Genomic DNA, 21,069 nt, shown 5'->3' with positions numbered 1-21,069 from the left:
ATGATGTAATAACGGCAATACAGCTTGAAATCACTGATTTTTACACATTTGAAGGAGGAAATCTCATGACAACAGCTCAAACTGCACAACATTTACAATCCACAGTAACTCTGCATAACGGTGTTCCTATGCCTTGGTTCGGACTTGGTGTATTTAAGGTAGAAGAAGGATCTGAATTGATTGAAGCCGTGAAAAATGCGATTAAACATGGCTACCGCAGTATCGATACTGCTGCAATATACGGCAATGAAGCCGGTGTGGGACAAGCGATTGCAGAAGCTTTGCAAGAAAACAACCTGAAACGCGAAGAACTGTTTGTTACATCTAAAGTATGGAATGCGGACCTCGGATATGAAGAGACGCTTGCTGCTTTTGATACGACATTGAACAAATTGGGACTGGATTACCTGGATCTGTATCTGATTCACTGGCCTAAGGCCGGCAAATACAAAGCAGCCTGGAAAGCAATCGAAGAGCTGTACGCAGCAGGTCGCATTAAGGCTATTGGGGTAAGCAACTTCCAGATTTATCATCTCGAAGACCTGATGCAGGATGCCAAAGTGAAACCGATGATCAATCAGGTGGAATATCACCCTCACCTGACTCAGGTTGAGCTTAAAGCCTTCTGCGAAAAGCATGGTATCCAGCTTGAAGCATGGTCACCTCTGATGCAAGGTCAGCTGTTGGACAATCCAGTACTCACGGCGATCGCTTCAGCCAAAGGCAAATCGGTTGCACAAGTCATCCTGCGTTGGGATCTACAAAATGGGGTCATTACCATTCCGAAGTCCACCAAGGAACAGCGGATTATCGAGAATTCTTCCATCTTTGATTTTGAACTTTCAAATGAAGAGATGGACCAGATCAGTGCCCTGAACGAAGATGTACGTGTTGGACCTGACCCGGACAACTTCGATTTCTAATGATTAGCCTTTTGGGAGCCTGCGTTGTTTGATATTGCATAGCGAAAAACCACCGGACCAGGAGCCGGTGGTTTTTCGTCATATTCTCTTCCCTGTAGCCAAGACCCGCTAACACTGCATGTTTCATTTCAAAATGAGGTATTGCATATTTTATCTATTGGACCTGCCACAATGCAGGGACATTGGATGGTTCCCACCCAGGCAAGGAGGTGTGGGCCTGCAAACATTTATACGTCTTGCCGCTATACGTGACCAGCTGTCCTACAGTATAGGCTGTATTCGCCTGCCAGGCGGAACCGCCCGGGTTCGTCGTCACTGCTGCCGTTTTCACAGTCACTGCATTGCTCGCAGCAGAACCATTCCCTGCCGCATCCTTTGCTTTTACCGTAAATGTATACGAGGTGTCCGCAGTGAGCCCACTGATCGTTGCTGTCGTTCCGCTGACAGATGTCGCAAGTGTCGTTCCATTATACACATCATAACCCGTTACACCCACGTTATCCGTGGATGCCGCCCAGCTCAGCGTTATGCTGGATGCCGTTTGCGCTGTCGATGCCAGGTTCGTCGGTGCAGTTGGCGCTTGCGTATCACCTCCCGACTGAGTCGTAGTGCTTACGGTTACAGCATTACTTGCTGCAGACAGATTACCTGCCGCATCTTTTGCTTTGATCGTAAAGGTATACGAAGTACCCGCGGACAGGCCGCTGATTGTTGCTGTCGTTCCGTTGACGGAGGCAGCAAGATTGGCACCATTGTAGACGTTATACCCAATAACCCCTACATTATCCGTTGAAGCATTCCAAGCGAGCGTCACCGAGTTGACCGTCACACCTGTCGAGCGGGCATTTCCCGGTACGCTTGGCGCCGTCGTATCTGCTGGAGGTACTGTACCTCCGTTAGGCAGATCAGCTTTCAGTTTATTTTGGAGTGTTTTGTTCCGGTCACCGCTAAGCTCCCAGAACATCGCACCGCCGAGTCCTTTGCTCTTGATAAAAGCGGTTTTATATCCAATCGACTCCGCATCATCATAGCTAATAAAACGCTTGTTGGTCGCATTATAGAGATATGGCACCTTGGCCGTATCATTCCAGTAACGTGTGTACCCGTTTTTGTTAATGTAGTTCGTCTCCAGATCATAGAAGTCAAAGGAACCTGCTTCCCAAGTTCCAATGGACGAACCTCCCGTACAGGTCTGATACTGGCCATTGCTCGCCTGTGCGCATCCATCCCAGCCGCGGCCATAGAATGGAACACCAAGCACAAGTTTGGCGGCTGGTACCCCAGCATTCAGATGCCCTTGTGCTCCGGCAGCCACATTAAATGTATTGGCATCCGGCACCCCGGCAGCCGAAGCCACAGGGTCATAGTTCAACGGCGCGTTATGCGCGCTGACTTTTTGCCAAGCCCCGTTAAAATCGTATGTCATAATATTAATCCAATCGACGATGGAAGCTATATTGGCAAGCTCTGTATTCGCAGCATAGGTCGTCGACGCTCCACTTGCAATCGTAAGCAGATACTTCTTCCCGTCCACAGCTCCGGCAGCATCCAGCTTCTCACGGATTTTGCTCAGAAGCAGCGTGTAATTTTGCTTATCCTCAGGACGTTTGCTGTTACCATCCAGCCCGCCTGATACCGGATACTCCCAATCCAGATCCACCCCGTCAAAATTGTATTTGCGCAGGAAGTCGACGGCAGAGTTCGCAAATACCTCTCGCGTTGCAGCAGTCGCAGCCACATCAGAGAAGCGGTTGGACCATGTCCAACCCCCCACGGAGATGATGGTCTTCAGATTAGGATTGATCTGTTTCAGCTTGTTAAGCTGATTGATATTGCCTGCAATGGGTTGATCCCACGTATCCCCTGCAAATGTCTTCCCCGTATCAATCCAGGGATCGCCAAGCACGATTGTTCCATTCGGTACATTAATTGTTTGGCTTTTTTCATTCTGACAAGTCCAAGTTACCGGATTTGGCCCCGAAGGGTCCGGATTTCCATGAATACCGTTCCAGCAAATATCGGCAAATGCATAGTTGATATGCGTGACCTTGGTTGGGTCGATATCCGTTACATTGTAGTTTCTCCCGTACGCAGCCCAGGACGGATAGTAACCAACAATTTTATAAGAATCTGCAGCTGCTGCCGTAGCGGGTTGGAGCACAAAAGAAGGAATAATGACGGATAAGAGCAGGGATAGACCCAGTAAAAACGTTGCAGTCTTCTTGAAAGCAGTGTGTTTATTGAAAGGTATCATCTAATACACAACCTCCTTTGTCATTTGCGTACTCAGCCCGTTCAGGAACGGACGATGTGCGCTCGAAAACTGGTTATTCGTATATGCGTCCCAATTGATTGACCAGGTCATAATCCCTTTTATCCCCGCATAACCCGCAGGCTGGCGCAAAGTATAGGAACCGCCGTAGGACACACCTTTAATTAGATAATTCAGCGCCTTCTGCAGTTCGGCTGGCGTGGTATACCCGCCCCCGGCAGCCTGTTGGGAGGCCGGTACGCCGATCGCAATCTGGTCCGGTCGCAGGGCACTAAAGAACGGGCCTGAACTGCCGCCTACATGGAAGCCTTGAAGCAACATCTCCGCCATGGCCACATGGAAATCAGCTGTTCCTTGCGCGTAAGAGCGTCCATCCAACCCCACCATGGAGCCCGTGTTATAGTGCTGCACATGAAGCAGGGTCAGGTCATTACGCAAGGCATGGATGACTGGCAAGTATGCCCCCCAAGGGCCGCCGTAGCTCAGATATCCACCCTGTACATAGGCCGTCTCCGGCGCAGCCGTCAGGATGAAATTGGCGCCGAAGTGTGACTTAACCGCTTTCACTCCTTGGATGAGGTTAACAATTTTCGGTGTATTTGGACTACGGAAATCGGTATCCCCTGCATTCAAAGAGAGGGAACTTCCTTCCAGATCGATATCAAGACCATTGAAACCATACGTGGAAATGATTGATTTTAACGAATCTTCGAATTGCTGTCTCTTGGTCGCGTCGGTGAGCTCAATGGTACCGTTGGCTCCCCCCATGGAAAGCAGTACTTTTTTCCCCTGGCTTTGCAGGTAGGCAATATCGGATTTGAATTCGGCTACCGTTGCATTGTATGGAGTAAAAGCAAGCGTTCCGCTGCCATGTGAAATTGGTTCGGCAAAGGAGACATTAATGACGTCATATGCTGTTGATACGTTACGAAGTCTGATATTCGTTGAACCATTATCGAAGTTGTGCCAGTAGCCGATCAGCCATTTGCTGCCGGTTGGCCCAGGATTGGAAGACCCGTTGGAAGTCGTTACACTGAGGGAGGTGCTCGCAGCGGATATATTGCCTGCGGCATCTTTGGCTTTTACCGTAAAAGCATAGGTCGTGCTAGCTGTCAGTCCCGTGACTATAGCTGTTGTAGTTGAAGTACTTGTCACAAGAACACCGTTCCGGTACACCTCATATGCCACTACACCCACATTATCCGTGGATGCATTCCAGGCAAGGCTAACGGAGGTGTTCGTTATGGAGGATGAAGTCAGACCCGCAGGAACAGAAGGCGGTGCCGTATCTGGCGTTGGCGTTTCCCCTCCCGAACCTTCCCCGACGTATTTCCACAACGCAGGTACAACAGAGGGCTCCCATCCGGTCAATGCCGTGTGGGCCTGAATACACTCATAATCTTTATTTTGATAAGTGACGAGGTCTCCTTTCTTGTATGCGGTGCCTGCCTGCCACTGGGCGGCGGCATCGGCTCTCGGTGCAAACCACAAAAGAAGTAGAAGAAATGCCAAAGCAAATGTAATAACCGGGCGGAACCGAACAGCTTGATTCAAGCAAAATCCCTCCTGTACTAAGGATACGTTCACCTTGCAAACTAAGCATCCATCGTCCACCTGCATCTGATCTGTGATTGATTAGAGCCAGCTCATTCAGCCATCTGATGTTGCGTGTCGCTTCACTCCCTTCCCTTATCAAAATGGACCTTCCCTCTCGTTTTCTCTTTCAGCAGACATCACCAAATTTTACAGGGAATTTACAGATCCTCACCCTGTATTTAATCAGTAAAATGCCTGGGAGATAAGGGATAAAATAGTTCTATTAGGGGCGAAAAATGTAATATGGAACGCCGAAAAAGGCTTTCCGCCAAGTCCTCAGGAGACTTGAAAGAAAGCCTGTGTTATATATTGTGTAGAGAATAGGGCGAATCTTACCGCTGCTCCCCTTCCCCTTCAAAAGGCTGCCAACCATCCACGCCGGATAGAATCAGAGCTATAGCGTACTCCGCCGCTTCCTGTTCGGTCAGCATTTTGGCCCAGGGCACACGATCAGCAGCACGTCCGGCACCAGGCCCGGCACTGTTATATTCCGCATACTGAACAGTCTGCTCCGCATCTGTCTTGTTCCAGTTATGCCATCCCTCCCGCTTCACATGAGCGCCGATCCAGCAGTTCAGAAAACAGACTTTGGCATGATGACGCCACGGCCTGCCCAGATACACCGACTGCGGCGGAGCATTGCTGGTCAGATCACAGTCCAGAAACACATAGCCGTATCGTACATCCTCCGGAGTAGACGCTGCGGTAATCCAGCCGTTCACTTGTCCATCCGCAGCCTCCGCTTCGGTCAGGCGATTCTTCGTAAAAATCTCGCAGCCCTTAAATACCACCGTAGCCGAGCCAAAAATAAAATCGATATCGCCTTCAATGTAACAGTCCTCGAAATACTGCCGCAGCTTACGCCGCTCGGCACCATCGCGTGGCCCGCCAAAGTAACTGCGATCCATGGGTTGCTCCGGCAATGGGCCGGTGAAGATCGTATCCTGGTGGCCGATCAGACGACAGCGGCGAAAGACCGCCCGGTCTCCATCTACGTAAACGGCCAGCGCCTGACCAACCTCCTTGCCCGGCCCGGCAGCATTAACGAAGGAAATGCCCTCTGCCGTAAAATCATCGGCACCGATGAAAGCGGTATAGGAATGAAACGTATGATATGGCGACCCGTCCGGGAACTTCTTAAGTGCATAATCATCATACGTAATGATCGTCTGCTCCGCCCCGTCACCAATCAGATGAATGCCCGGCTTCTCCATATGCAGCTTCTCATAATAGACGCCAGCTTTTACTCGAATCGGAACGTTTCCGATTCCATTCTCCGGCAGCGCATCAACTGCAGCCTGAATCGTCACATAATCCCCCGTCCCATCTGAAGCAACAGTCAGACAGGGAGTCGATGGTTCCAATGCTGTATTCGGAAATTTTTGCTGTGTCATGGCAATCGCTCCATTTCCAGCGCTGCCAGCAGGAGCGGAGCCACCCCCATAAAGGAATCGCTTACAACCGCTTCGCTCACATAGTAGCTGTACGAGCCATCCCGGTCCAGACTTAGTCCTGCGCCATGACAGATCCCGTTTAACCGAACGCCATCAGCCGTCTCCTCCACCAATCTGGAGGAAAGCCCCTGCCATCCTTTCTCCGCCGCAGCTCTGAAATGCGGCTCCAGATACTTCAGCCGCACACCCTTTGCAAGTGCATATACAAACATGCTTGACCCGGATGCTTCCAGATAGTTGCCTTTGCGGAAGCCCTGATCCAGCACCTGAAACCATAACCCGCTCTCCTGCTCCTGCACGCGCACCAAAGCATGGCACATCCGTTCGAAGATACCGATGATGGTGCCGCGTTTTGCATGATTCACGGGGAAATGCTCCACGCTGTCCACAATCGCCATAGCATACCAGCCCATCGCCCGGCTCCAGAAGTGTGGCGAGCACCCTGTCGATGAATCGGCCCAGACCTGCTCCTTCGATTCATCCCAGCCATGATAGAGCAGTCCGGTCCGGGGATCACGGGTCTGGCGTTCGATCAGCAGAATCTGGTGCGCTACTTCATCCCATAACTCGGGGTGATCAAATGTCTTCGCATACTCGGACAGAAAGGGAGAGGACATATACAGGCCGTCCAGCCACATCTGGAATGGATAGATTTTTTTGTGCCAAAAGCCGCCCTCCGACGTTCGAGGTTGCCCTGCGAGCTGTGCTGCCAAGAGATGCGCCGCTTCTGCGTAACGCTGATCCTCTGTACCATCCAGCAATGCAAACAGGTTTTTCCCCTGATTAATCTGATCCAGATTATATTCTTCCAAAGTATACGTGCTGATAGAACCATCTGGCTGGATATACAAGTCCATATGTTTTTTCATAAAATCAACATACTCTTGCTTGCCATAATATCGCCCAGTTCGAGCCATCGCCATCAATGTCATGCCTTCCACGTATGCCCATCGTCCCGAAGGGAACGCATGATAACCGTCCCCGTCACATTGCTGGATGATCGTTGCTGCAATTCGCTCAGACCAGGATAACTGCGTCTGTACCTGCATAAGCAATTCCTCCTTGAATGTTGTACTTAACTAATACATGTATGACTAACGGATAACCGCTTCACTCTTGCTTATTGTCGGCACATTGCCGTTGAATTGCGAAGGTTCAGCTTGGGCTGAATGACTACCGGAACATCGACCTGTTCATCACGAATCAACGATACAATCAGCTCTGCTGCCTGCACGGCCAGTTCATCCAGAGAAGGGCCAATCGTCGTCAAGGCCACTTCGGCATACTGCATATCCGGCAGATCATCATACCCGATTAACGAGATATCGCGCGGAACGCTGTAACCTGCCTCAAGCAAAGCCCGAAGTGCACCTCGGGTAACCAGGTTGTTCAGCCCAATAAAAGCTGTCGGCGACTCTGTCCCAAACGCATGATTACGTATGGCAAAATACCCGTCTTCCCAGGAGGAATACGCTGGCAGCACATGGTCTTCATTAAAAGCCAGACCCGTACGCTGCAACGCTTCCCGGTATCCCTCCAGTTTAATATTCTGCGAGTTGCCGATGAACCCGATTCGGCTATGCCCCAGCGATTTCAGATGCTCCACTGCTTTGAACAGTCCTTCTTTGCGATCAATCTTAATGTAAGGAGAGTTCGGCGCTTCATCTGTACCCAGCACAAAACACGGCATGTTGAGTGTCGCGAACTTTTTCCAGAACATCTCCCGATTTTCCAGTGCATAGTCCCACAGAATACATCCGTCCACACGCAGCTGGCTAAAGACATCCACACCATCATCCGCTACAACCAGGATCATCTGATACCCCCGCTTCTTCAGCTCGGTGTGCAGACGGCCGGAGATGTTCGAGAATAACGGATTGCTCAGTTCATCCAGCACAAAGCCGATGATATTGCTTCTGCCGGTGGAAAGTTGCCGGGCCAGCATATTTTTCCGATATTGATGTTTCTCCGCGACCGCAAGCACCTTCTGCTTCGTAGCCGGTTTGATTCGGGGATCATCATTCAGCGCCTTGGATACTGTGCTATAGCTCACCCCCGCCAGTTTGGCAATGTCTTTAATGGTTATCAAAATCAATCAACACCTCTCATACGCCTGAAACCCTATTTCCTATTTCTGTGCAGCCTTATAACGATCATATTGTGCCTGTCTGCCCGCAATAACCTGCTCTATATTCATCTTCTTCAACGTCTCAATATAACTGTCAAACTGATCCAGACTGGCATCACCGCTAATAAACTTGAAGTTCATCTCTTCCACATATGTGGTAATGTCAGGCATCGCCATGCTCTCCACGCTCGCTTCATCCGGCAGGGCATAGACAAACGGGAACGGTTCGCGAACATACGGCTCCAGTTCCTTATCCATCTTTGCATGCCAAGGGGCTACGACGGAATCGGCAGAATCGGTGGATTGGATGTTCGGCAGATTCACCGGACCGATGCCGAGCTTCTGAATGTATTCATTGTCCTTGCCTTTGTCCGTAAATGTCTTCACGCCGTTCTCTTCCGTATACGTATCATCCTTGATGCCCCACGTATAATACGTCTGCGCCTCTTCACTTACTGCATAATCCAGGAAACGGAAAGCCAGCTCCGGATTTTTGCTGTCCCGCGTGATACCGAAGATGCCGCTAACCGGGGTACGACCGACGTAGAACTGATCGCCATGCGGTCCTTTCAGTGGCAGAATGCCTTTGATGATCGGCTCTTCCGGATTGTAATCCTTGAACAGCGGGCTGTAGACCATCGACATGTACCAGCTGAAATTAAACGTTGCGCCGGTCACATCCTGAGAGATCCGCGATGTGACCTGATCACTCGTGGTACTCGCATAATCTACCCCAAGCAGACCTTCCTTGTACAGTCCGTTCAGATAGGTCAGATATTCCTTGTACGCTGGCTCATAATAGCTGAAATGCACCTTGCCCTGATCGTCAGCATAGAATTGATTCGAAAGATCAAGTCCAAACGCCGGACCAAAGGCCATGGACACAAATTTGGCTTCCATGGAGAGCGGAATCTCATCCGCCTGCCCATTGCCGTTCGGATCCTCTGTCTTGAACTTGCGCAGCATCGCCGTGAATTCATCCAGCGTTGTCGGCTCGCTTAATCCCAACTTATCCAGCCAGCGCACGTTAACCATAAATACCGGCATGTAGTTGCGAGTGAGCGTCTGCTGCGGGACATAATACATTTTACCATCTGGCGTCGTTAAACTGGCTTTGACGGAAGGCGACTTTTCATATATTTTTTTGAGATTCACGCCGTATTTCTCTACCAGATCATTAATCGGAATGAATAGACCGCTGTTGATGTACTTCATCAGTTGATCCTGATCCGGCAGGTACACGATATCGGGCAAGCCGGTACCGGCAGCCAGCCTCGGATTTACGGCATCCGCATAGTTCTGCGGCGGTATGAGATCCCAATCCACCGTAACACCGGCGTTGCTCTCAATTTTCTTAACGATAGCTGCGGTGGAGAGATCCACGTTGGTCGTCCAGGCGTTAGTGCCAAGAATGGACAGCTTGGCATCCGGTTGATCCGTTACCGGTCCTGCCCCGGTATAATTGAAGGCCGGCTCCGAACTGGACGGAGTGCTCCCCGCATCGGTTCCTGCCCCTGTTCCACCACTACATCCCGCCAGGCTGATTGCCAGTATCGCTGCCATTACACTTTTTCTTCCTGCCCCTTTAAATCTCATCCATCATTCCTCCTTAGGTATGAACCATTTTGAACTCCCTTGAATGACATGACACTTAAGTAATTAAAGCTATCCTTTCACGGCTCCGAGGGTGATTCCCTTAACAAAGTACCGTTGGATAAACGGGTAGATCGTGACAATAGGCAGAATGCTGACCACAATGGATACATAACGTACTTGCAGGGTCGATACCGCCAGCGCCCCGGATGTCATCGTGCCGCCCATCTTCTGCATGACTTCCGGTGATGCCATGATCAGCACCCTTCGCAGGAACATCTGTAAGGGCTGCATATCCTGTTTGCCCAGATATAATAGGGCCGAGAAAAAGTTGTTCCAGTGGAATACGGCATAGTAGAGCGTGAGCACAGCCAGTGTCGGCTTGATGATGGGAACCGCCAGACGATACAGCATCGTCATCTCATTGGCCCCGTCTATGCTGGCACTTTCAAAAATCTCATTCGGAATGCCTTCAAAGGCCGAGCGACAGATCATGACGTTAAACGTAATCACCAGCACAGGCAGCACCATAACCCAGCGGGTATTGTACAGCCCAAGCGAGGTAATCAGCATGTAGACCGGAATGAGTCCACCCGAGAAATACATGGTGAAAGCGATGAAAAAATTCAGCTTGCGACGTAAGAAAAACTGCTGCCTGGATAATGGAAACGCGGCAAGACATGTGGCCACAATGTTCAACAGTGTGCCTACCACGGTGTACCAGAGGGTGTTGTAGAACGAAACCCATAACTCCTTGTATTGCAGTACCATTTGGTAACCTGACAGGGTAAAGCCGACGGGCCACAATACAACTTTTTGTTTGTCGATGGCATCCACCGAGCTGAATGAAATGCTAATGACGTACAGAAAGGGATATAACGTGACAACTACCGCCAGTATGGTCAGCAGGTAGACACCTCCGTAGAACAAACGGTCACTTCTCGATTTTTGCATACAGGTCTCCTTTGGTCCGGGTTATAGTCTTACCAGAGTGACATCTTGGTCAGGCGGCGGGTCATGGAATTGGCAGCAAACACAAGCACAAAAGTGATAATGGAGTTAAACAGGCCGACCGCTGTGGCGAAGCCGTAATTCTGGCCCTCAATCCCCATCCGGTATACATAGGTGGACAGGACATCCGCCGTTTCATAGGTGGCTCCGTTGTAGAGCAGATATACCTTCTCGAAACCTACGCTCATAATGCCGCCAAGTGACAGAAGCAGAAGAATGACAATGGTTGGTTTGATACTGGGAAGGGTCAGGTGCCATAGCTCCTGAAATTTGTTGACGCCGTCGATTTTGCCGGAATCATACATCTCGGGGTCAATGCCCATAATGGCTGCAATGTAGATGATGGAGCTGAAGCCAAAGCTCTGCCAGATGTCCGAACTTGTGAAGATGGTACGGAACCAGCTGGCATCCATCATGAAGTTCACTTTTTCCATGCCAAGACTCGCGATGAGAGTGTTCACAATACCGTCTGTTGGTGACAGGAAGTTAATGATCATGCCGGCTACAACGACAGTGGAGATGAAGTGAGGAAGATACGTAACCGTCTGAGCGAATCGCTTGAATGTCCGGTTCTTGATCTCTACGATGCAGACCGCGAACAGAATGGGGATCGAGAAGCCAAACAGGAGTGGCAGAAATGCAAGCAAGAACGTGTTACGCAGCAGTCGCCAGAAGTAAATGGAATTCACGAACTGTTCGAACCAGCGGAGTCCCACCCATTCCCCGCTGAGCATGCCCTGACCGGGCAAGAAATTGCGAAATGCCAACAACACGCCAGGCATCGGAAGGTACATAAAAATGAGGTAATACAGGAAGATAGGTGAAAACATCAGCAGCAAATACTTATCCCGTCTAATCAGGCTGAACAGCGTAGACATGCGTTTTTTCAACGTGAAGCACTCCCCTTCGCCACATAATTACAACGTTTGAATTTTTTAATAAAATTGAACTTTCATTTTACTGACGTATTTGTTATTCACTCCATTCACATTTTGTAACAACCGATAATATCCTGCGTAAAAAGAGACAATTTCTCGAGCCAGTCCTCCTTACACCGTAATTCTGTCTTTTTAATAATTTCCAAAACCATAATTACAACGTTGTAATTTTAGATTAAATGTATACGCTTACATAAACTTTTTCCCATCTTAGCAAAGTCTTCAATGTTTGGCAACAACAAAAATCAGTGGCATGCTGAAACGTAACAAAAAACAGTCTCGCACACGCGAGACTGCCCATTTGATTCTACACTTGATTCCGATACTCCATCGGTGTCATAACATATACTCGCTGAAACGCTCTGTAAAACTGACTGACGCTGGAAAATCCCAGTTCATAACTGATGGTGGTTACCGAATCCGTCGTAAGGCGGAGCCTTCTGGATGCTTCTTCTACACGCAAATTTAACAAATATTGATACGGTGTTGTTCCCGTAAGAGTCTTGAAAGAACGCATGAAATGATACCGGCTCTGATGCGCGACCATCGCCATCGAATCAATATCCATTGGACCTGTATAGGCACTGTGAATGTACTCCAGCACCCGGCGGAGATGAGGGTCCATACATGTACGATTATCTACAATCGCTTTTCCATTTTCCTGCCCCGTCAACATGCGTCTTAGATACATCTCGACCGCCATTTCTGTTTCCTGTACTTGCAGCGAATCCGGCATGTCATCTACCAAAATGGAGTTCCAGCCTCGGAACAGACTGCTGATCTCCGTTGGATCAAAAGTATGGGTGGGTCGAAACTCAGCTTGTCCGCTACTAATCTCCCCACTTGCGTAACTGCCTAATGGCGGCTTTCGGAACTTGATCACAATGACTGCCGAATCCGAACCTATTTCAAAATAATGCTCGGTTTGGGGATGAGCAATAATCCCCTTGCCTGCTTTCAGAGGGTATGTGTGCCGTTCCTGTACCAGATGACATTGGCCTCTGACTGGCAAAGTTAGCTGATACCATTCATCATGCACATGAGGTTCATTCGCGAACCCTCCGGTAGCTTTCCATAATTCCAACCCATTTAGCGTCATGTTTAATTCCATCGTTTCCTCACCTGCTGACATTATAGCAAATCGTGCTCACTTTCCAAGCACTTTTCACAAAGACAATGCCCGACCGTATCTTTTATCATAGGAAAAAATAATTCGAGGTGATCTCCCATGGCTCAGGCCACTTTAAGCAAAATGCAAATCAACTCTTCCGCCAATTGGGCACTCGCCGGAGTCAGCTTCGCCCATTTGCTGAATGATGCGATGCAGACGGTGGTTCCATCTGCTTTTCCGCTGTTTCAGCAAACCATGCAGCTCAGTTTCGCCCAGATGGGCTGGATTGCCTTCACCCTGAATATTACCGCATCCGTCCTTCAGCCCCTGGTCGGTTATATGTCAGATCGCAAACCCATGCCAATTCTGCTTCCCGGAGGCATGTTATTCTCCCTGATCGGTGTGCTCGGCTTAGCCTTGTCTTCCGAGTTATGGATGCTGCTTGTTTCTGCAGCACTGATTGGCATAGGCTCATCCATCCTACACCCAGAATCCTCACGCGTAGCCCATATGGCAGCAGGCCGTGGACGCGGAATGGCGCAGTCGATCTTCCAGGTGGGAGGCAACACAGGACAGGCCATTGCTCCATTACTGGTCGCCTTCATCCTGCTGCCACATGGGCAGCGTAGTTTTCTGTGGTTGATGGGCTTTGCCCTGGTCGGTATCTTCATTCAGTCTTTGGTCAGTCGCTGGTACAGAGACAAACTTGCCGAGACTCGCATTCGTCAGCAACAGCCTCTAAAATCAAGCAGCGCAGAGCTAGTAGCTCGGCCTGTAAGCCGGGGATTCATCGCTTTTACAATGGGAATTCTCATCCTGCTGCTGTTTTCCAAATTCGTATATATTGCTGGCATGACCGGGTACTATGCCTTCTATTACGCTGATGCGTATCACTTGCCTCTCTCCCAGGCACAGATCTGTCTGTTTATTCTGCAATTTGCAGGCATGGTTGGAACCCTGCTCGGTGGTCCGCTCGCTGATCGCTATGGGCGTAAACCGATGATCTGGTTCTCCATTGCAGGTACTGCACCGTTTTCGCTGTTGTTGCCTTATGCAGGACCCGTCTTGTCCATGGTATTGTGCGGAATGATTGGACTAATCCTGATGTCCGGCTTCAGCGTCATCATTGTCTATGCACAGGAATTGCTTCCTCGGCATATTGGAACGGTATCCGGGTTATTTTTTGGCCTGTCATTCGGAATGGCTGGACTTGGCTCGGTTGTGCTGGGTTCCTTAATTGATGTGACCAGTGTTGCATTTGTTATCAAGTTATGCTCGTTTTTGCCACTGCTTGGTGTGTGTGCCGTATTTCTGCGCAAGGACCAACCAAGAACAGCGGGATAACCGTTGAAACCTCACTGATGTTGTGACTACAATACACCTAGGACAATCGAGGATAACAAGGAGGGAATAACGCATGATTATTGATGTACAGCATGTCACTTGGAAAAGGGGACCTCTTACCCTGCTGAACGATGTAAGCTGGCAGGTTAATGACGGTGAACACTGGGCGTTACTTGGCCTGAATGGCTCCGGCAAAACAACACTCCTGAACATGATCACCGGGTATCTCTGGCCGACGGAAGGCAAGATATCCGTGCTGGGTCATGAATATGGCGATGTGGATCTAAGGCAGCTCCGCAAATCCATCGGCTGGGTCAGTTCGTCTCTGCAAGAGAAATTGTACGGCACGGACCGCACACAGTATGTCGTAATCAGCGGCAAACATGCCACCATTGGCTTGTATGACAAGCTATCGGATGATGATCTGGAACAGGCAAAGGAATTGATGCGAACGCTGGGCTGTCAGCACCTGTGGGATCGTGAATATCGTACCTGTTCTCAAGGTGAGAAACAGAAACTCCTTATTGCCCGAGCACTCATGGCCAATCCGCGCGTACTCATTCTGGACGAGCCTTGCAATGGACTGGATCTGTTCTCAAGAGAGCGACTGTTGGATAGCATCCGTGAATTATCACAGCGTCCAGACACCCCTTCGCTCATCTACGTCACCCATCATACCGAGGAAATATTGCCCGTGTTTAGTCACAGTCTCTTGCTTCGTAGGGGTGAAATCGTGAATAGCGGACTCACGAACGAGCTGATGAACACCGAAGTACTGAGCAACTTCTTCGAGGCACCTGTGGAAGTTGATCGGCACGGGGAACGTCTGTATGTCAGAGCTGCGGCCGATTCATAATTACGTGGTTATACACAGCACACGCAACATAGGTGCAGAAACTTAACAGTAAAAGCCCAATATCTTATCCACATGTGGATAGATTTTGGGCTTTTCAATGCTATATCTAGTGTTATCCACCGTTTTCTGTGTAGAACTTTCTACTTTCTGAGTATAACTCAGCTATTCCATCTGTCTCTTCTCCGCGATCTATTTCCGGGCAGCCAGGAAAAGAAACAATGGAATACGCTGCCTGCGCAGATAGGTTTCCTCGTTTATGAAATGGGCACGTTGTGGTGCTGACTCGCGTAAATGTTCTACACGAAACCCCGCCCGCTGCAATGCCATATAGTAGGATTCAATGGAACGATGCATTTTTTTCACAGAACCGCCCAGCCACTGCTGCTCACGGAATCCTTCTACAAAATACTGATCAACCACCCAATCCGTTCGTGTCCCGGAAGGTTGCAATGTGGACGTGATCACAGGATGTTCTACCGAGAACACAAATGTCCCGTTCTCTTTCAAGGTATTGTATATGTTCCGGAACAGGCTCTCCACATCCTCAATATAGTGAACAGCCAGTCTCGATATTACCAGATCGTACACTTCGGCCGGGTAGGTCCAATCTTCCATGAACGCTTGCTCAATCCGGGCATTCCATCCTTTTACGGATTCGTTAGCTGCCTGAATCATATTCACCGAACCCTCAATTCCCGTATACGTCGCACCTTCGCGCTCCCTGCTCAGCAATTCTGCGGCGAACCTTGCATCTCCACAACCGAGGTCCAGTATATTCTTGCCAGCAACATCTCCGATCAACTCCAGCATCACCGGCTTCTCCAATGTATCATTGGCGTTCTCCTGCCACTTGCGACGTTCCATATACTTCTCGAAATTCGCCTCATCATCGTAAAAGTCTGATCCTCTGGCCTTCATTCCGTGACCCTCCATTTCGGATAAGCATGATCCTCTTTACAGCCTGTATGAGTATACAGAATGCCAACCAATCTTTCCATAGTAAAAAAGACTGCCTTCTGAACGAATCCAGAAAACAGCCCTTCATTTATAAGTTGATGTTTCTCAGCCAAAACGCTGCGTTTTGTACCATTTGGTTTCTCTCCGGAATAGCTTATCTCCAATAAGCGAGATAAATGCTTTGACGGATATGACCAGAAATAACTGGGCATATGTGAAATAGGAGAGGCAGGCCACAATAAAATTCTGCGTATTGCTTTGCCCAATATCTGCTGAGAGTGCGAGATTAATTTGTAGTACATAAATGTAGTACATTAATGCCCATGCTATTACGAGATACACGTAAACATCCCCTGAGAACTGGAAGGGAGAAATGACATTCGGATTAAATAATGCAATAACCTGATACACTAGATTCGAGACAAAAATAATATCCGATACAATAATAGCGATCATAAACCAGAAATAACTTGCAGCATAGTACAGAACATGCAGTTTAATTCTCCAGCTAGTACGGTCAAATAAATGCTTCACATTGTCGATAACAACCTGGTAATTTCCCTTGGACCAGCGCTGGCGCTGTTTCATATATACCGATAATTGCTCAGGTTCCTGCTGGTAAGCCTCTGCTTGTGGCGCTAATGCAATAAGCTGACCCCGAGTAAGAATATCAAACGACACGGCCGTATCTTCCGTGATCGCATCAGGGTCCCATCCACCAATCTCACGGATCAGTGCTGCCTTGATAATATAGTTCGTACCAGGAATCGTGCCCAGTTTGAATAACTCCCATAGCCCCGTATGGTGAACACGTTGGACCGTTACAAGTTCCAGATTAATGCAACGGGAGAGAAAATTCTGACCCCGATTACGAGCTTTGTTTCGACCAAATACAGCACCATACTTCTCCGGGTTTTCCAATGCTTTTTGTGTCAAAAACATCAATGCATTCCGCTCAGGCGCCGCATCTGCGTCATAGATACATATCCATTCTCCCCACGCCAGTTCAAGGCCATCATTCAAAGCTCCCGACTTCCCACCTGTACCGGTACGCTCCAGAATGGTAAAGTCACGATCTGCATAACTCGTCTTGGCCTTGAGTTCCTTCAAGCGCTCTGCTGTATTATCTGTACAATTATCTGCAATAACAATAACTTGAACTTTATGCTCAGGGTAGTTCAGACGCAATATATGCTCAACGGTAGACACGATAACTACCCCTTCATTATGCGCAGGCACCATGACAGTCACAGTGGGGTAATCATCCATATTTTCAGGAATTTGAATTCCCTTTTTTTCTTGTTTGTTAATGAAACGAATAGCTCCAGCCATAATGACAATCGACTCGGTGACGGATATCCAAATACTGAGGATGGACATCAACAGCAGGAAATCAGCCATTCAATTTCCTCCGATCATATTTCCTGTTAATTTTCCCTCGAAAACGAAGAGTCGCAAAGGTTAAAATAAGAATCGTAATGGCAAAGAAACTGCTAACTACAATACATAATGGAACAAACCATGTTAAATAATTCACAGAAATACTCCTCCCCCATAGCATCTAGATGTATTCACCGATGAGATCTGTCTCTGTGTTCCGTTCCAGTGCCGCAATAACAGCATCGATATCCTCATACTTACTGAATTGTTCCTTCTGGAATACCAGTGCACCCGATCGAATAACCGTCTGCAACTCATTTCCCTTTTTATCGATGATTTGCAGATCCATCATGGCTTTTTTGATCCGTTGTGTCAGGATGGGCAAGTACTCCACATTGGTCATTGGACAGATAATCACAAAACGTCCTCGATCCACAAAAAATTTATAATCCTCAAACCGAATCTGCTTCTGTATGGTAGTGGATAGTTCAAGAAGGAACTGTGCATAACGTACGGAACCGAGTGATTCCAGTACCAACGGCAAAAACTCGATCTTGAACATCGCCATGCTGAATCCATATTGCTCCGAATAACGTCTGGCTAGATTACTTTGCTTCACAAGCGTATCCGCAAGTGCATCCTTATTGCCCAGGGAGGTATCTAGATCAATCTCCGGATTACGCTCCTGAAGCTCCTGCAGACGCTCCATGACACGCGCATTGCGCACAAGACTTGCCTTGATAAAAGCAGCCACAGCCACATTGGCTGGAATGAGCAGCCACCAAGAGAACGTAAGTACACTTACATCCGCGTAGGTAACAAGCCACACAAAATAAGAGACCAGATAGATAAATCCGGCGACGACAGATACCCCGACAGGTATCACAAAACCCAGGATCAGCGCTCCAAGCGACACAATGCTAAACACCACATCCAGTGTAGTATAACTCTGATTCATATAAATCTTAAGATAGACAACGAGCTGCTGGATTACGGCTAATCCAATCAAACTCGCATATCCCCATGCAATACGAAGGATGGGTGCTTTATTCCTCATAGGTTTCTTCTCTCCAGTAGATTGGTTAGTGATATTTCGAGTAAACAATATATGACATGAATAGACAAACATTATGTTAACACATTGTTGAATATATTAAACGACATTTTTATTACTTTTTAAGTAACTTCTGTAATTCAGTTTCCCCAAGCAAAGGAAACAGGTTATCAAACATATGCGTGTTTCCACTAAATACATATCCGCCTGGATAACTGGCGTCCAGACTACGCATGCTGATCATATGCTTATACAGCTGTTTCGCCCATTTTGGATCACCTGACTGAACCGCAAGCAGCATCGCGAGTCCATATACGGATGGAGATTGGTAAGATACCGCAGGTGTGCGAGTACTACGCTTATATTGTCCCGGCAGCTGATGACGGGTATTGAATTCTTTTTTCAAAAAAGCAATGAGCTTGTCCGGTTTGCGGCTGGTCGCAGTTAGATGGTTCGCTACGATCAACTGATCAATCAGATTCACTGTGTCATCATATGTATACTCTTTCTTCTCCACATTGAATGTTTTCGGATAAAATATCCCGTCATCCGGCATACTCTTCAACATGGATTCGTACTTGGCATATGTGCCCGGCTCCAGCATTTCATGCTTTTCCATTAATTGGAGAGACGGTAGATCCACATAAACCAGGCTTAACATATCTGCGGAGTAACCATTGCCAAAATCGTGAAAATCAACATAATATCCTTTATTCTGAACCGACTGCGTCAGTGTACGGGAAATATCCGAGGCCGTTGCCAGTTTGGCTTCTCTTCCCTGTTGCCATTGATCTGCTGCCTTTAATAAGGCACCGACAATTCGGAAATCATCACCGAGTGCGTTGGTGGTCACGTGAGATTTTCCCTCAGCATCCAGCTTCCAGGCAATATATTTTCGCGGCATGAGGAAATAGGTCGTCAGCAGCTCATAGCTTTGCTCAAATAACGCCTGATCGTTCTTCGCTACAGCATATTGCATCCAAAGACCAAGTGATTCAGATAAAACCTCTCTGCCTGCTACGATATCTGCTTTTTCGGATGTGGCTTCCTGCAAATAGGACGCAAGTAAACCATTGGGATTGGTCATATGATCTTGGACAAAGGATACTGTAGGGGATAATTCATTCATCACGAACCGCTCCTTCATGAAAATAATGAACGCTGCTGCAATACTGACCACCAATATGACCAACCACGTTACTGTTTTCCGGTTCATTCTCTTCATGATTCCCTCCTGTACTTTTGCTATTGTGAGATAATGACTCTGCTCCTTGAGATCGGTTCGACTAGGGTCTGGGATGTAGGGGTCAAGGATAGAGGTATTGTTCATTCTGAGATATCCATGTAGGACCGCCGTCCACCCTTTTTGACAAATTTCCAGTCCACTTCTATGTTATGGCGCATTCGTCTGAGAAGATGAATAGCGGTCTCGATCTCTTCCTCCGTCAGACCATCCAGCGTCACCTGATCTGAATGCACGCCTTCTTTTCGAATAAATTCCCATGCTTCAAGCCCAGCTTCGGTGGGATACAACACTTTATTCTTCTTATTACCCAGTGCTGGCTGTTTAATGATGAATCCATCCGATTCGAGTTTGCTAATGGCTCTGGCCGCAGTCGTTCGATCCACTTTGATCAGTTCAGCAAGCTGATTCGGAATAATACCTGGATTCTCACAGATTCGATACAAATAGAGATATTGTCCACGGGACAGGTTCAGATGCTGAAACTCGACATTACTGATGGAATCCAGACAGCGGGCAATCATGCCAATTTCGCGTAGCACTTCTTTTTTTTCAGTCAATGCGCTCACGCCCTTTTATAAAATTGTTGCATTCACAACATAAATAGTGATATAACTACAGTTAAATTGGATTAAATTTTAACTATGATACTCACATGGAATGGCTGCAATGATTATGCTATATACCAGTTTATCATGCCCGGATATGATTACTATCGTCCAAAGGAGAAACATTCATGAATACAACGATTGTTGAAGTTAATAATCAGGAATTGCTCGATGCCTGCTTCGCCATTCGCACCGCTATTTTCGTTGAAGAGCAAGGTGTACCCGCAGTGGATGAATTCGATGCTTATGATACATTAGACGCGGAGGCGCGCCATATTCTGCTCTATGTAGACGGTGTACCTGCCGCGTCTTCCAGGCTGCGCGTTGTGGAGCAGGTCGCCAAATTGGAACGAATCTGTGTCATGCTCGATTATCGTAAACACGGCCTGGGTCGTGTGCTGATCGACAAGCTGGAGCAGATGGCTGTTGCCGATGGACTTGAGAAAGCCAAACTGCACGCCCAGGTACAAGCTTCCGGGTTCTACGAACGTCTCGGATATGCACCCGCGTCGGACGTATTTATGGAAGACGGCATTCCCCATCTGTTGATGACCAAGAAACTGAAATAATGACATTCCAAAAACGCCTCCGTTATCACTTC

At 48.2% G+C, this 21,069-nt stretch carries 18 protein-coding genes; 4 read left to right on the top strand and 14 right to left on the bottom strand.

Annotated elements, in window-relative coordinates:
• Positions 1–65 precede the first annotated feature (65 nt).
• The gene (locus MHH93_RS17885; RefSeq protein WP_500055099.1) at positions 66–923 is read left to right on the top strand and encodes an aldo/keto reductase; all 858 of its coding nucleotides are present in this window, start codon (positions 66–68) and stop codon (positions 921–923) included.
• 154 nt (positions 924–1,077) lie between these two features.
• Here MHH93_RS17885 and MHH93_RS17880 read toward each other — a convergent pair whose 3' ends face one another.
• The 9 genes from MHH93_RS17880 to MHH93_RS17840 form a co-directional block, all read right to left on the bottom strand.
• Positions 1,078–3,177 (bottom strand): glycosyl hydrolase family 18 protein, encoded by a 2,100-nt coding sequence (locus MHH93_RS17880; RefSeq protein WP_500055098.1) that lies wholly within the window; start codon positions 3,175–3,177, stop codon positions 1,078–1,080.
• Entirely contained in the window at positions 3,178–4,749 is a 1,572-nt protein-coding gene (locus MHH93_RS17875; protein ID WP_500055097.1) for a chitinase, read from the bottom strand.
• Between the two features lie 374 nt (positions 4,750–5,123).
• The gene (locus MHH93_RS17870) at positions 5,124–6,185 is read right to left on the bottom strand and encodes a pectinesterase family protein (protein WP_500055096.1); all 1,062 of its coding nucleotides are present in this window, start codon (positions 6,183–6,185) and stop codon (positions 5,124–5,126) included.
• Positions 6,182–7,294, bottom strand: coding sequence for a glycoside hydrolase family 88/105 protein (locus tag MHH93_RS17865; protein WP_500055095.1), 1,113 nt, complete (start codon positions 7,292–7,294; stop codon positions 6,182–6,184). Before MHH93_RS17865 ends, MHH93_RS17870 begins: the two co-directional genes overlap by 4 nt.
• Positions 7,295–7,365: 71 nt before the next feature.
• Complete coding sequence (locus tag MHH93_RS17860; RefSeq protein ID WP_500055094.1) at positions 7,366–8,334, bottom strand: LacI family DNA-binding transcriptional regulator; 969 nt, start codon at positions 8,332–8,334, stop codon at positions 7,366–7,368.
• Between the two features lie 39 nt (positions 8,335–8,373).
• The gene (locus tag MHH93_RS17855; RefSeq protein WP_500055093.1) at positions 8,374–9,969 is read right to left on the bottom strand and encodes an extracellular solute-binding protein; all 1,596 of its coding nucleotides are present in this window, start codon (positions 9,967–9,969) and stop codon (positions 8,374–8,376) included.
• Positions 9,970–10,038: 69 nt separating this feature from the next.
• Positions 10,039–10,920, bottom strand: a complete 882-nt coding sequence (locus MHH93_RS17850) for a carbohydrate ABC transporter permease (protein WP_339238692.1) — start codon at positions 10,918–10,920, stop codon at positions 10,039–10,041.
• 29 nt (positions 10,921–10,949) lie between these two features.
• The gene (locus MHH93_RS17845) at positions 10,950–11,867 is read right to left on the bottom strand and encodes an ABC transporter permease (protein ID WP_036612224.1); all 918 of its coding nucleotides are present in this window, start codon (positions 11,865–11,867) and stop codon (positions 10,950–10,952) included.
• 355 nt (positions 11,868–12,222) lie between these two features.
• Positions 12,223–13,026 carry a helix-turn-helix domain-containing protein gene (locus MHH93_RS17840; RefSeq protein WP_500055092.1) on the bottom strand — a complete coding sequence of 268 codons (804 nt, stop codon included), beginning with the start codon at positions 13,024–13,026 and terminating at the stop codon, positions 12,223–12,225.
• Positions 13,027–13,143: 117 nt separating this feature from the next.
• On the opposite strand from MHH93_RS17840, the gene MHH93_RS17835 reads away from it, so the two are divergent.
• Both MHH93_RS17835 and MHH93_RS17830 read left to right on the top strand, forming a co-directional pair.
• Positions 13,144–14,370, top strand: coding sequence for an MFS transporter (locus MHH93_RS17835; RefSeq protein WP_500055091.1), 1,227 nt, complete (start codon positions 13,144–13,146; stop codon positions 14,368–14,370).
• A gap of 73 nt (positions 14,371–14,443) precedes the next feature.
• Complete coding sequence (locus tag MHH93_RS17830) at positions 14,444–15,226, top strand: ABC transporter ATP-binding protein (protein WP_500055090.1); 783 nt, start codon at positions 14,444–14,446, stop codon at positions 15,224–15,226.
• Positions 15,227–15,415: 189 nt separating this feature from the next.
• Here the strand turns inward: MHH93_RS17830 and MHH93_RS17825 are convergent, their stop codons facing one another.
• The 5 genes from MHH93_RS17825 to MHH93_RS17805 form a co-directional block, all read right to left on the bottom strand.
• Positions 15,416–16,144 (bottom strand): class I SAM-dependent methyltransferase, encoded by a 729-nt coding sequence (locus MHH93_RS17825; RefSeq protein WP_500055089.1) that lies wholly within the window; start codon positions 16,142–16,144, stop codon positions 15,416–15,418.
• Positions 16,145–16,288: 144 nt separating this feature from the next.
• The gene (locus tag MHH93_RS17820) at positions 16,289–17,584 is read right to left on the bottom strand and encodes a glycosyltransferase family 2 protein (RefSeq protein ID WP_500055088.1); all 1,296 of its coding nucleotides are present in this window, start codon (positions 17,582–17,584) and stop codon (positions 16,289–16,291) included.
• A gap of 160 nt (positions 17,585–17,744) precedes the next feature.
• A complete protein-coding gene (locus tag MHH93_RS17815; RefSeq protein WP_036612242.1) occupies positions 17,745–18,620 on the bottom strand; it encodes a diguanylate cyclase domain-containing protein in 876 nt (291 codons plus the stop codon).
• A gap of 112 nt (positions 18,621–18,732) precedes the next feature.
• Complete coding sequence (locus MHH93_RS17810; protein WP_500055087.1) at positions 18,733–19,842, bottom strand: glycosyl hydrolase family 8; 1,110 nt, start codon at positions 19,840–19,842, stop codon at positions 18,733–18,735.
• Positions 19,843–19,943: 101 nt separating this feature from the next.
• Positions 19,944–20,384 (bottom strand): MarR family winged helix-turn-helix transcriptional regulator, encoded by a 441-nt coding sequence (locus MHH93_RS17805; protein WP_500055135.1) that lies wholly within the window; start codon positions 20,382–20,384, stop codon positions 19,944–19,946.
• Between the two features lie 212 nt (positions 20,385–20,596).
• Here MHH93_RS17805 and MHH93_RS17800 point away from each other — a divergent pair, with 212 nt between their 5' ends.
• Positions 20,597–21,037, top strand: coding sequence for a GNAT family N-acetyltransferase (locus MHH93_RS17800; protein ID WP_433748859.1), 441 nt, complete (start codon positions 20,597–20,599; stop codon positions 21,035–21,037).
• The last annotated feature ends 32 nt before the right edge of the window (positions 21,038–21,069 follow it).

The sequence above is a fragment of the Priestia sp. FSL H7-0729 genome (genome assembly GCF_038005685.1).
Taxonomy (GTDB): domain Bacteria; phylum Bacillota; class Bacilli; order Paenibacillales; family Paenibacillaceae; genus Paenibacillus.
Note: the sequence above shows the minus strand (reverse complement) of the source record. Positions and strands in the feature narration are given on the sequence as shown.